This is a genomic window from Chamaesiphon sp. VAR_48_metabat_403 (genome assembly GCF_031422475.1).
Lineage (GTDB): Bacteria > Cyanobacteriota > Cyanobacteriia > Cyanobacteriales > Chamaesiphonaceae > Chamaesiphon.
Window position 1 is genome coordinate 1 of record NZ_JANPLS010000313.1, and the last position, 11,953, is coordinate 11,953.

12 protein-coding genes are annotated in these 11,953 nt (G+C 46.7%); 8 read left to right on the plus strand and 4 right to left on the minus strand.

The genetic code is table 11. The features are described from left to right. The 4 genes from RMO79_RS14935 to RMO79_RS14950 form a co-directional block, all read left to right on the plus strand. Window positions 1–1,185: YifB family Mg chelatase-like AAA ATPase (locus RMO79_RS14935; RefSeq protein WP_310483969.1), on the plus strand; the 1,185-nt coding region annotated here is incomplete at its 5' end. A 69-nt stretch (window positions 1,186–1,254) separates the two neighbouring features. Then, a complete protein-coding gene (locus RMO79_RS14940; RefSeq protein ID WP_310483970.1) occupies window positions 1,255–2,145 on the plus strand; it encodes a hypothetical protein in 891 nt (296 codons plus the stop codon). 218 nt (window positions 2,146–2,363) lie between these two features. After that, window positions 2,364–2,945: a TIGR04376 family protein gene (locus RMO79_RS14945; protein WP_310483971.1), complete on the plus strand. Its 582-nt coding sequence runs from the start codon at window positions 2,364–2,366 to the stop codon at window positions 2,943–2,945. A gap of 177 nt (window positions 2,946–3,122) precedes the next feature. Beyond that, entirely contained in the window at window positions 3,123–3,437 is a 315-nt protein-coding gene (locus RMO79_RS14950; RefSeq protein ID WP_310483972.1) for a hypothetical protein, read from the plus strand. Window positions 3,438–3,444: 7 nt separating this feature from the next. Here RMO79_RS14950 and def read toward each other — a convergent pair whose 3' ends face one another. After that, entirely contained in the window at window positions 3,445–3,972 is a 528-nt protein-coding gene (gene def, locus RMO79_RS14955; protein ID WP_310483973.1) for a peptide deformylase, read from the minus strand. Between the two features lie 135 nt (window positions 3,973–4,107). Next, complete coding sequence (locus RMO79_RS14960; RefSeq protein WP_310483974.1) at window positions 4,108–4,530, minus strand: peptidylprolyl isomerase; 423 nt, start codon at window positions 4,528–4,530, stop codon at window positions 4,108–4,110. A gap of 516 nt (window positions 4,531–5,046) precedes the next feature. Here RMO79_RS14960 and RMO79_RS14965 point away from each other — a divergent pair. From RMO79_RS14965 to cysC, 3 genes are all read left to right on the plus strand, one after another. Beyond that, window positions 5,047–5,232 carry a hypothetical protein gene (locus tag RMO79_RS14965; protein WP_310483975.1) on the plus strand — a complete coding sequence of 62 codons (186 nt, stop codon included), beginning with the start codon at window positions 5,047–5,049 and terminating at the stop codon, window positions 5,230–5,232. 74 nt (window positions 5,233–5,306) lie between these two features. Next, window positions 5,307–6,671, plus strand: a complete 1,365-nt coding sequence (locus tag RMO79_RS14970; protein ID WP_310483976.1) for a TIGR04283 family arsenosugar biosynthesis glycosyltransferase — start codon at window positions 5,307–5,309, stop codon at window positions 6,669–6,671. Continuing rightward, on the plus strand, window positions 6,672–7,202 hold the full coding sequence (gene cysC / locus RMO79_RS14975; protein ID WP_310483977.1) for an adenylyl-sulfate kinase: 531 nt from the start codon (window positions 6,672–6,674) through the stop codon (window positions 7,200–7,202). A gap of 85 nt (window positions 7,203–7,287) precedes the next feature. On the opposite strand, the gene RMO79_RS14980 is transcribed toward cysC, so the two are convergent. Together RMO79_RS14980 and RMO79_RS14985 are read right to left on the minus strand one after the other, a co-directional pair. Beyond that, complete coding sequence (locus RMO79_RS14980; protein ID WP_310483978.1) at window positions 7,288–8,061, minus strand: hypothetical protein; 774 nt, start codon at window positions 8,059–8,061, stop codon at window positions 7,288–7,290. Window positions 8,062–8,160: 99 nt separating this feature from the next. Further along, window positions 8,161–10,728, minus strand: coding sequence for a TonB-dependent siderophore receptor (locus tag RMO79_RS14985; RefSeq protein ID WP_310483979.1), 2,568 nt, complete (start codon window positions 10,726–10,728; stop codon window positions 8,161–8,163). Window positions 10,729–10,968: 240 nt separating this feature from the next. Between RMO79_RS14985 and RMO79_RS14990 the strand changes: the two genes are divergently transcribed. Then, window positions 10,969–11,553, plus strand: a complete 585-nt coding sequence (locus tag RMO79_RS14990; protein ID WP_310483980.1) for a Uma2 family endonuclease — start codon at window positions 10,969–10,971, stop codon at window positions 11,551–11,553. Window positions 11,554–11,953 lie beyond the last annotated feature (400 nt).

The window sequence follows — 11,953 nt, forward strand, 5'->3', positions numbered from 1 at the left end:
CGGGCGGTTACAGGGGTGCTATCGATCGCGGCAGCAGCGCAGAAAATGGGGATTACCGGATTGGTAGTACCAGCGGCGAATGCTTACGAAGCGGCTGTCGTCCAGGGTTTACAGGTGTATGGTTTAAACGATCTGGCCGAAGTTGTCGCTTTTCTGAATCACCCTGAAGGATTCGAGCCAGTCAAGGTAGATATTACAGGCAAATTAGTCCAACCGCAGCTAGATTGTGCCGATTTGCACGATGTCAAAGGTCAAGCCCACGCCCGTCGCGCCCTAGAAATTGCCGCAGCAGGTGGGCACAATCTAATTTTTGTCGGCCCCCCAGGGAGCGGTAAAACGATGCTAGCCAGAAGGTTACCCGGTATCCTCCCGCCGTTGAGCTTTGCCGAAGCACTAGAAGTCACCCAAATTCATTCCGTCGCTGGCTTACTCAAAGAACGCGGATCTTTAGTCTGCGACAGGCCTTATCGTAGCCCACATCATTCGGCATCTGGCCCCGCGCTAGTCGGTGGCGGGAGTTTTCCGCGTCCTGGCGAAATTTCCCTCGCCCATCGCGGCGTATTATTTCTCGACGAACTGACCGAATTTAAGCGCGATGTGCTGGAATTTCTTCGTCAACCGCTAGAAGATGGACACGTCACCATCTCCCGTACCCGTCAGTCTGTCTCCTTCCCCGCCCAATTTACCCTCGTCGCCAGTACCAACCCATGCCCCTGCGGTTACTATGGAGATACAATTCAAGCTTGTACCTGTAATCCCCGTCAACGCGAGCAATATTGGGCAAAGCTTTCTGGCCCCCTGATGGATCGAATCGACCTCCAGGTGGCGGTAAATCGGCTCAAACCAGCAGAGATTACCGATCGACCCACAGGCGAAAATTCAGCGACAGTTCGCCCCCGCGTCCAAGCCGCCCGCGATAAAGCCAGTCAAAGATTTGCAGCGGTACCAAGCATTGTCTGTAATGCCCAAATGCAAAGTAAAGAATTGCGAACCTGGTGCCCGCTCGACGATAACTGTCGGCAACTATTAGAAACTGCCATTCGGAAATTAGGATTGTCGGCTAGAGCCAGCGATCGAATTATTAAAGTCGCCAGAACGATTGCCGATTTAGCAGATGCCGATAATATCGAACCCGCACATATCGCCGAAGCAATTCAATACCGGACGATCGATCGAATGCAGTAATTTCATCCCCACGAGAAGAAATAGATTGCGGTAAACTAATCCCTAATCCCTAATCCCCCTTCCTAACCAATGAGCGATAGCAATCCCGCAATCCCCCAATCCGAGTCACCCCAAAATCGCGACATCCTCGCCAAAGTCAACGCTCACGCCGATCGATCGATGGATCGACTATTTGCCGATATCGATGAATTACTCAGCGACGATCTGAGTACCGATAATTCTGCCGCAGCCACAGCGCGTTTGGATCGAAGCAATGCTTACTCACCCAATCCGGCATATACCGACGATCGTTACTCTCTGCCGCCACAAGCGCAATTTGCCCCCGCCGCAGGATCGATCGGGATCGAAGCACCCCCAGCCGCCACACCCAAGCCAAAACGATCGATGCCGATGTGGCTCAAAGCTTTTATCGGCATCGGGATAACCGCGACTGCGGCTGGTGGCATCGGCACTTGGCTGGTACGCGAGCAAAAAATCGCAATTCCCCAAAATATCGATATGAGCTGGATTCCCTTCCAATCGCCACGGGTTTCCCCCGCAGATGCCAAGTTTGCCGACTATATGCGCCAATCGATCGCCAAAATAGAGGCACCCGCTCCAATAGCCGCCGCGCCAACTACACCAGTTACCAATCCCGTTAACATTGCGCCAACTAGCCAAGCTATCCCCTTTACCACCAATCCGACAGTTCCCGCCACCAAAATTCCCGCCAAAACCGCCGTCGTTGCAGCTAAAACTACGCCCACTCTGCTCCAAACCCCGATTGCTTTAGTCAAAACAGTGCCCGATGGCAAGCGTCCGGGAGCTGTGTTCAAAATCGATCGTCAAAATAAAACAGTCAATCTCGGTCAAAAAATCGGCACCAGCAACTGGTCTTTATTAGCTGTATCCAAACGCGAAGTCACCATCAAAAGAAAAGGCGGCGAAATTCGCTCGATCGATATCGGTCAGAAGTTTTAGGTTTTAGGCTTTAGATTTTAGCGAAGATCTACCCACCCCGCCCTAATTCCTTCGGAAAGGCTTCGCCAACGGGCACCCCTCTCTTGAAAAGGTGCTTTACTTGGGGAAACAAGCGACGTTTGTGGGGGAAGCTTCCCCCACAAAGCTCGCGCCCCAAGAACGCACTTTTCGCTCCTTGGAGGGGATTTTCATTACTCCTTACTTCTTACTTAGAAAACATGGGTCTAATCGAAGACATGAAGCGGTTCTTAGAAAGTCAGATCGATGACTTTTTGATTAAAAATCCGCACCTAGAACTACAGGTAATTGGCGAACAACTAGCCCAACAAGAAACTGATACTATGCAGCTAATTGTGGACTTAAAAGCGCAAGAAAAACTCACCGAGCAAGAAATTCTCAATACCGCGCAAGAAATTAAAAATTGGTACGATCGCGTCCAGAGAGCCACCGCCGCTGGACGCACAGATCTCGCGACACCCGCCCAAGAGCGGGTCAACGCCCTCTTACCCCAAGGAAATCAGCTCTGGGGCAAAATGAAAGGCTTAAAAGAGCGGATAACCCAAGCACAAGAGCTATTAGCAACGATTAAAACCCGCCGGGTTGAAGTCAAAGCCAAAGCTGCTACCGCTCAAGCTCAAGCTAATCGCGATCGGGTCGCCGCTCAGAGCAGTACTAGCAGTTGGGGATCGGCAAATAATTATACAAGTAGCCGCGATCTTGCCGACCCGCTAGAGGCGCAATTTCGGAGGTGGGAGGAGGATGAAGAGCTAGAAAACCTCAAACGAAATTTAGGCAAATAAGCTGATTATTAAGTAAATCTTTAGATGCTGGTAGTGTAGTCTGGTAAGATCGCTAGTAACAGTCTCTACAGCATTCCTAGTAAGACGTTGCAGTTGATTGAAGTCTATGTCACTACCTCACACTGAGATGTAAGAGTGCAAATAGGCATCGTATAGATACTATTTAAAAATCTTGTTATGCTCAAAACCCCAATTCTAAAAAAATCTCATATCGGCGATGCGATCGCTGGCATTGTTACTGTTTTTGGAATCGATATTTTAGTTATCTTCATCGCGTTGTTGTTAAATACATTCTCACCGATCTTTATGTCGGTAGTATTTGCGATCGGTGCGTTCCAACTTATTTATATTTTACCGCTGTTGAGCTGGTCGATTAAACGCCGAGTCAAAGGGTTCAGTAAAGGCTTGCTATTGGGCGCAATGGCGATCGCTACGGTGAATTTTGGTTGCTTTTTAGTAACGTTTAGATTCTTTAGTACTGGTGCGAGATAATTATTTACTAATCGAAAGCGATTTTCATGTATTCGGCTTCGGTAATTAAATCTGTAGGGCTGGAAACTCGATCGGGGAATAAAATTCCATCTAAATGATCCAGTTCGTGTTGAAAAATTCGGGCGACAAAATCAGTTAATTCTTGATGTACCGCTTCACCATGTCTGGTGAGATATTTTACCTCGATCGCTCGATCTCTCAGTACCAATCCGCGCATACCAGGAACGCTCAAACAACCTTCCCAACCCGAAACCAACTCCCCAGATCGATCGACGATTTGGGGATTAAGCATGGCTGTGGGTTCCATCGTCGGTGCGTGAGGATAGCGGGGACTCGGACGCGAAGCAACGATAAATAATCGCATTGAAAGCGCGACTTGAGGCGCAGCGATACCCACGCCATTTGCCGCATGAGCCGTCGCAATCAGATCCGCGATCGTCTCATCGAGTTCTGGATCGGTAAGATTGGTAATTGCTGTCGATCGTTGCCGTAAAATCGGGTTGCCGATTTCTGAAATCTGGCGAGTTTTACTCATTTTTGGAGATGGGAGCGGGGATCTGGGAGCTGGGAGCTGGGAGCTGGGGGGAAGAGGGGACGAGGGGAGCATTTTCAATCCAAAATCCAAAATCCAAAATTCTCCGAACTCCCCGCTCCCCGCTACCCTCCCAATCTAGTCGTGTTGAATTTTGACAGATAACATTTTATCGCCGCCTTTAATGGCATTGACGACATCCATATCTTCAGTTTGACCGAAAACAGTGTGTACGCCATCTAAATGGGACTGAGGGGAATGACAGATAAAGAACTGGCTGCCACCAGTATTTTTACCTGCATGTGCCATTGAGAGCGATCCTGCCTTGTGTTTGTTGGGATTGATCTCGCAATTAATTTTATAACCTGGGCCGCCAGTACCAGTACCCTGAGGACAGCCACCTTGAATCATGAAGTTATTAATAACGCGGTGGAAAGTCAATCCGTCGTAAAAACCTTTTTCTGCTAAATCGACAAAGTTCTTGACGGTGTTGGGAGCATCGGCATCAAAAAACTGGATATTGATAGTGCCTTTTGCGGTTTCGATAGTTGCGCGAGTCATATTTTAGCTGGGATTGAATGATAGCCAGACTATTTTAGCGCAGTTTTCGAGTCCGCTCGTGGCTGGGCGTGCCGAAATAACCCAAGTCGCTAGTTATAACCAAGGTTAAAGATTTGGGTATTAGGTATTAGGTGTTGGGTATTAGCGATGGGATAAAGCCTTGCTTGGTGAAACACATGCGGAGGGAACCTCCGCGTGATTTCATCCGCAAAACCTAACAGCTAAAACCTAACACCTATCCCACTAAAAACCCATAACTAGCAACTTAGGCAAATAGAGCGCGTCGAGCGTTAATTTAAGATTTAGCCGCAATGCAGGATAGTTTACGTCAAATAGCTGAAGACATTTGCGAGATCGCCGATCCGATCGGCATAAAAACTGTGTAACTTTGGCACAGCTTAGGTCGAGTAGCTGAGGTGGCAAAGGCGATCGTCAGCATAAGATAGAGATAACGGTAAAAGCACCGACAAAAAAATCGACCTGGTCTCCATATTATTGTCTGAGAAGTAGAGTTAAATGAGTACCAATATTAACTATTTAGAGCTGATTGCTGCGTATCTCGATCGACATCCCACTCGCCAGCAAGACTACTTCAAATTTCTCCATAACAATCATCGCCGCGATGTCAATGAGTTGTCGTATCGATTTTTACGCGCTGAATATTTACAAGCTAAATGTTTGAGCTTTAGAGTAATTCCTTAATCTCTTATCTGGCGGGACGTAGTTATTAGTGTTTTAGTGGATAGTGGATAGCACTTAGCTACTGCCCTACATCAATGTTTGAGTTAAGTATGGAATCGGATCGAGAGCCAGACATATCGCCCCTAGTTAGATTAAATGCTATTACCTTAATTATTTTCACCCGCTATCCGACTCCTGGCGCGGTCAAAACTCGCTTGATTCCTGCCGTTGGTGCGGTAGCGGCGGCAAATTTGCACCGTCAGATGGTAGAAAATACAATCCACCAAGCGAGGATATTAGCCGCACGATTACCAATTTCGATCGAGGTACATTTCGATGGTAATAATTCCCAACCAATGGCAGATTGGTTGGGTGCGGATCTGGTTTATGAGTCTCAAGGGGCAGGCGATTTGGGTGTGCGGATGGATCGATCGATCTCCAAAACTTTTCAAGCAGGAGCCGAACGTGTAGTATTAATTGGTACCGATTGCCCCGAATTAACAGCAAACATTCTCGATCGGGCATTTGAACTACTGCAAAGTCGAGATCTAGTTTTAGGTGCAGCCCAAGATGGCGGCTATTATCTGATCGGGATGCGTCAGCCCCAGCCCGAATTATTTGTCGATATCGACTGGAGTACCGATCGAGTATGCCAGCAAACGATCGACATTGCCAACCGCCGGAATTTAGCTACTGGTTTTGTCTCCACTTTAGCCGATATCGATCGCCCCGAAGATATCCCCCGGTTGACGAAATTGGGATTGGGTGCCAGAATGTCGATCGTCATTCCCGCACTTAATGAAGCTCGATCGATCGCCAAAGTGCTGGAGTGCATTCATAACCTGCCCAATCTAGAAGTCATCCTCGTCGATGGTGGTTCGATCGACGATACTGTCGCGATCGCCCAAAACTTCGATGTTAAAGTATTATCATCACCCCCAGGACGCGCCGCTCAAATGAATGCCGGAGCTAAGGCAGCAACGGGCGAAATCCTGCTGTTTCTCCATGCGGATACCTTTTTGCCATTAGGCTTCGAGACAATGGTGCGATCGACCTTACAGGCACCGTTGAGCAGAGAAACCCCTAGCCCTGTTGCTGGAGCTTTTACCCTGCACATCGACGATCCGCTCCCAATCTTGAGATCGATCGAACGACTGGTAGCATGGCGATCTCAATGGCGACAAATGCCCTACGGCGATCAGGCGATTTTCTTGATGGCGGCGACATTTTGGGACATCGGCGGCTTTGTAGAAATGCCAATTATGGAAGATTACGAACTTATTCGTCGCCTGCAACACCGAGGCAGAATTGAGATCCTATCCGCACCTGTGCTGACTTCGGCACGTCGCTGGCTGAAGCGGGGAGTCTGGAAAACGACGTTAATCAATCAAGCGATCGTATTTGGCTATACGATCGGTATTTCCCCCACCCGACTGGCTGCTTGGTATCGTCGAGGTTAGATGAACCAACAACGTGGCGTAACAGTTTGGTTTACAGGTTTGAGTGGAGCGGGAAAAACCACGATCGCGAATGCGGTCGATCGAGAGCTAAAAATTGCCGCTGCGAGTGTAGAATTACTCGATGGCGACGAGCTGCGTCAAACCCTCTGCCGGGGATTGGGTTTTAGTGCTATCGATCGAATTGAGAATATGCGACGGATTGGTTTTGTCGCTCATCTTTTGACTAAAAATGGGGTGATTGTCTTGGTTTCTACAATTTCGCCTTATCGCGAAATTCGCCAAGAATTACGGCGCAAAATTGGAGATTTTATCGAGGTTTATGTGAATGCACCCGTGGCAGTTTGCGAATGGCGAGATGTCAAAGGTTTATATGAACAAGCCAGAGCTGGCCTAATCGAGAACTTCACTGGCATCGATGCCGCTTATGAGGTACCGCTACAGCCAGATGTCGAATGTCAAACCGATCGGGAAACGATCGCCCAAAGTACGATAAAAGTCCTAACAAAGCTCGAAAAATTAGGCTATATCTAGCAGCTTTGCTCCGATGCCAGATTAATAGTTTGGAGTTTATCGAGCAAGATTATATTTTTTTATTTCTATGGTTGAATTTCTATTTTTATTTCAAAATAAATATACCCATCTCCTTAGAAATATCACCTGGAGTTAACTTATCTACTCCTTCAACGATCGCAACTAAATCTCCGGCAGTAGTCGAGATGCGGAGATTTCCTTGGGCAGATTCAAATTTGTACTGTTTAGGATCTCCCGCCAGCATAATCGAATCTCTCGATTTAGTAAAATTCTGAATTAGAGCGCGATCGGCATCACCTTTACCCACATAAAAAATCTCAGCTTTAGGACTTAATTCAGTAATAAAACTACCCAAGATAAATTCATTTACGCCCTCTTTAGTCCCAATCAAAATATCGGACTCTCCCTGTCCGGTACTTTGAGGGCGGAGCGGAATTTTGACTCCTGGTTTAGAGACAATTTCAAATTTTACCCCAATTAAATGAGCGTGTTTTCCAGTTCCAAAGGCAGTAATAGTGTCATTACCACTCGTTCCCGTAAAGAAACTCTCATAGGATTCCCCGTCAGGTTTCTTAGCAGACTGTCCAACTTTGGTATAGTGTTCTAGTCCCGATTTATATTTTCCTTGTTTGATTAGTGCTGTTATTTCTGGATTGGCAAACGCATACATTGACTCATCAAAGTTAGAGTTAGTAGTTTCTACTTTGGCAATAGGACTAGGACTTGATGCTGTTGGTGCTTCGATAATTGGACGACCGCTGGTAACCCCGTCGGTATTTGGTACAGTAGGTGTTTGTTGACAACCAACAGAGATTGTGGATGCAGTAATTAAAATTATTGACAATAGAAGCTGTTTCATTATCGGTAAAACCTGAGTTATTATTCGATCGATACTTTGCGATGGCGATCCCAAGTCATTATTCAATCTACATTCATACCAGGCTCATTTAATCGAGCCTTAAAACTTCACAGATACAGAAGCAACTACAGTGAATGGATCGCCAAAATTATTGGCAGATGTGGGCAATCCGAAACTACTTTCGACATACTTGGCATCGCCAATATTCTTGAAATTGAGTGCAAATCGCCAATCATCCTTCCTGTAGAAAAGTGCCGCATCCGCAGTCAAATAACTTCCCAGTCGAAAAGTATTCTCCAAATCACCTTGGCGATCTCCCTTGAAATTTAGACCCGCACCGAAACCTAAACCCTTCATTTCGCCTTGCTGAAGTTCGTAAGTTGCCCAGAAGCTCGCCGCATGTTCTGGCACCCCAAACAATTTTTTACCAACGAGTGTCGGATCTACATCGGCAGCAACTTGGGCATCGGTGTAAGCATAAGAAGCAACTAACTTCAGCCCTGGTGCAGGTTCGCCAGCGATGTCGAATTCAATTCCCCGACTGCGTTGTTCGCCAGAGGTAATCGAAAATAGCGGATTGGCGGGATCTGTGAGGCGGACATTTTGCTTAGAAATATCGAAATATGCCAGTGTTGCAAACAGCTTGCCATCGATTAAGTCAGACTTGACTCCAATCTCATATCCTTTACCGCGCTGTGGCTCTAGAGCTGCGCCCGATACTGTCGTACCTGAATTTGGGAGAAAAGACTGTGAGTAGCTGCCGTAGGCTGAGAGTCGATTGTTGAATTGATAGAGGAGTCCGAGCCGAGGGGTAATAGCACTGGCAGTTAAGCTAGTTTCTCCAGCTTCGGTTGCCACACCAGGAATATTAGTAGTAGTTTGCGAGAGCGTATCATAACGGACTCCAGCTAGAAGTTTTAAATTTTTGACGACCTCAACTTGGTCTTGGACGAAAAATCCGAAACTATTACCGCGAGTACTATCGCCGCCAAAGCCAGGGAGGTCGGCTTTATTCGGTTTAACTACTCCGTAGACTGGATTAAATAGGTCGAGTGTGGTGGGGTCGCCAAGACTTGAAAAAAGTCGGCTCTCTCGACGGACATAATCGGCACCGACTAACAGTTTGTGCTTGATATCCCCCGTGGCAAATTCACCAGTTAAATTGGTTTGAAAGGTATAGTCGTTGGTCTGAGCCTCTTGAGTGGCGAAAAAACGGTTGACGGTATTTGTGGTCTCATCGAAACCCAGCGGCAAGGCGACAACATTAAAAGCATACTGATTTGAAGCATAGCGAAAAGCATTGCGGAGTTTCCAGTTGTCGCTAAACTGATGGTCTAAACTGTAACCGATATTCAAGGATTGATTGGTGACTCGATCTGTCGGTTCGGTAATAATGCGATCGCGTGGTACATTGGCTACACTCGTCCCCACTGCGGGTAATCCAAAATCGGCAGGACGATTGGAGTCGAGATATTCTGCGGAAATACTCAGATCGGTCTTATCGCCAACTTTCCAGGCAATGGTCGGGGCAATAAAGCTTTTCTGGTCGGGTTGAGTAAGATTCCGCACGCTGTTGATGCTTTGATACAGTCCATTGACGCGATAAAGTACCTTGCCATCAGCGGTTAAGGGGCCAGAAACATCAAACCGGGGGCTAATTAAATTCCTACTGCCACCGTTAACTTCTACTTCATAAAATGGCGTAGATAATGGTTTCTTGCTAACAAGGTTAATTAGTCCACCTGGCTCGATTGCGCCATACAAAATTGAGGCTGGCCCTTTGAGGACTTCAACTTGCTCTAAATTAGCAATTTCGCTAGCTGGTTGGGTCTGTCCCTCACCAGTCCCAAATTGCCTGAATCCATCCCGCAAAGTTGCCACTCCAGAGAAGCCGCGAATGCTAAACGTGCCCCCACTGCGACTTTGGACATCTCCATTGTAGTTAACGCCGCTCACATTAGTCAGCGCATCTTTAACATCTCTACTCTGCCTGTCGCGAATCAGCTCTTTGGGAATCGCCTGGACTGAAAAGGGTGTTTCGATAATCGGCGTATTTGTGCCTGTAGCCGTGGCAGCATTGGGTATTTTATATCCCCGTTGGTTTCGCAATCCAGTAACGTTAATTTCTATTTCTGGTTCGCCTGTCTGGGCGACAGGATCGGGATTCGCCCCAGCCACGCCAGCAATCACCGTTGCTTGGGGTGCCCCATTAGTGCCAATTACCGTGATGCGGACATAGCCTGAGTTCATCTGAGTGACAGAGACACTCTCGATTCCCTCAGTAGGATTGGCAGCACGAAATGGTTGAGCGATAGTTGCATTGGGCAGATCGAAATAAAGCAAATTCCCAACGATCTGGGGAGCTGGAGCCGCAATTTTGCCCGCAGTTTCTAGGAATACTTCAATTCCGCTACCTCTGGGGTTGAGCTTGATGCCAGTGATATTAAGCGATGCGCTATCGGCTTGGGCTAGTAGTTGCCGACTATTGCGAACATTGGTAATACTGGTAGTGTTAGAACTGGAAGATCGATCTATATTTTGAGCTTGTACCTGGAGCGGTAGAGCAATTAGTACCGCAGCTACAGCTAATCCCAGCCGGAAACTCAGCGATTCGCTCCAGATGTACTGACGAAAGTTGTGTCTACGCCAAGCGAATTGAATCTGCATTTTAAATAAGAATTATTATCAACTGCTGTATCGTAGATGAGTTTTCAGCAGTTTGTCTATCCTTAAACGGACACACTATCCCTAAACGGACATTCGATCCCTGCTTTGCCTCTCCCATTCCTGCGGAACGCTGCGCGTTGGCGTAGCCTGCGCTTTGCGCTTACGGAGAATCTGCTCCTACTCTCGATCTCGAGGCGTAGTTGCTACAATAAAAATAGTCCTAGACATTGCCGGAGTGCCATGACGATCTTATCAACCGCAGTAGTGACGCATCCTCGCTTTGAATCTTTTGAGGAATATTTAGACTATACAGACGATAACAATCGTTTGTATGAATTATTCAATGGAGAATTAATTGAAGTGCCACCAGAGTCAGGATTTAATATCGGAATTGCTAACTTTTTATTGGCTGCTTTTCTACCAATCGTTGGTTACTTACGAGTACGCGGACATGGATTAGAATTGGAAGTAAATGGAGAACCTCGCAATCGTTATCCCGATCTGACAATTATCAAATCAGAACACATCGAACAATTACGTTCTCGCAATACAATTAGATTGAGTATGGCACCACCAGATTTAGTTGTAGAAGTAGTGAGCCACGGCAATCTACAACGAGACAGAGATTATATTGCTAAACGATCGCAGTACCTCAACCGAGATATTCTTACCTATTGGATTATCGATCCACATGTGAAAGAAATTATGGTCTTGACATTAACATCAGCCGGATATCAAGAGCAAGTTTATCGGGGTAGCGACAAGTTAGAATTTCAGGGTATATTTCTGAATTTAACCGCTGATGAAATTCTATCCGCTGGTTGAAAATATCATGTCACTACCAACTCGAATGTTATTCAAATAACTCTAAACTATTAGAGGGTGTCTGAAAAGCGTAGATCTAAATCCCCCCAACCCCCTTAAAAAGGCAGGGTGGTTTCATACAAGCAAATAAAAATGCATTAACCTATTTGCTTCGCTCTCAACCACCCGCGACTGAAGTGCGGGCTAATAGCAAAAGTCCACTGAAGTGGACTGAGGGATTTTTCTTCTGGTGTATGAAACCACCCTGCCAACCCCCTTAAAAAGGCAGGGCTGATTCATCCCCTTTGGGAATGAATTTGTCAATGTCTAAAGCAATCGGTTTTTAGATGAATGTGGTTGTTTCTTAGTATGAAATTACCATTTATTCGATCGAAATTAATTGCTTTTAATCTTGACAACC

Excerpts from the sequence above, each read along its gene's own strand:
- RMO79_RS14940 (WP_310483970.1), top strand. The coding sequence starts at position 1,255 with ATGAGCGATAGCAATCCCGCAATCCCCCAATCCGAGTCACCCCAAAAT.
- RMO79_RS14945 (WP_310483971.1), top strand. The coding sequence starts at position 2,364 with ATGGGTCTAATCGAAGACATGAAGCGGTTCTTAGAAAGTCAGATCGAT.
- RMO79_RS14950 (WP_310483972.1), top strand. The coding sequence starts at position 3,123 with ATGCTCAAAACCCCAATTCTAAAAAAATCTCATATCGGCGATGCGATC.
- def (WP_310483973.1), bottom strand. The coding sequence starts at position 3,972 with ATGAGTAAAACTCGCCAGATTTCAGAAATCGGCAACCCGATTTTACGG.
- RMO79_RS14960 (WP_310483974.1), bottom strand. The coding sequence starts at position 4,530 with ATGACTCGCGCAACTATCGAAACCGCAAAAGGCACTATCAATATCCAG.
- RMO79_RS14965 (WP_310483975.1), top strand. The coding sequence starts at position 5,047 with ATGAGTACCAATATTAACTATTTAGAGCTGATTGCTGCGTATCTCGAT.
- RMO79_RS14970 (WP_310483976.1), top strand. The coding sequence starts at position 5,307 with ATGTTTGAGTTAAGTATGGAATCGGATCGAGAGCCAGACATATCGCCC.
- cysC (WP_310483977.1), top strand. The coding sequence starts at position 6,672 with ATGAACCAACAACGTGGCGTAACAGTTTGGTTTACAGGTTTGAGTGGA.
- RMO79_RS14980 (WP_310483978.1), bottom strand. The coding sequence starts at position 8,061 with ATGAAACAGCTTCTATTGTCAATAATTTTAATTACTGCATCCACAATC.
- RMO79_RS14985 (WP_310483979.1), bottom strand. The coding sequence starts at position 10,728 with ATGCAGATTCAATTCGCTTGGCGTAGACACAACTTTCGTCAGTACATC.
- RMO79_RS14990 (WP_310483980.1), top strand. The coding sequence starts at position 10,969 with ATGACGATCTTATCAACCGCAGTAGTGACGCATCCTCGCTTTGAATCT.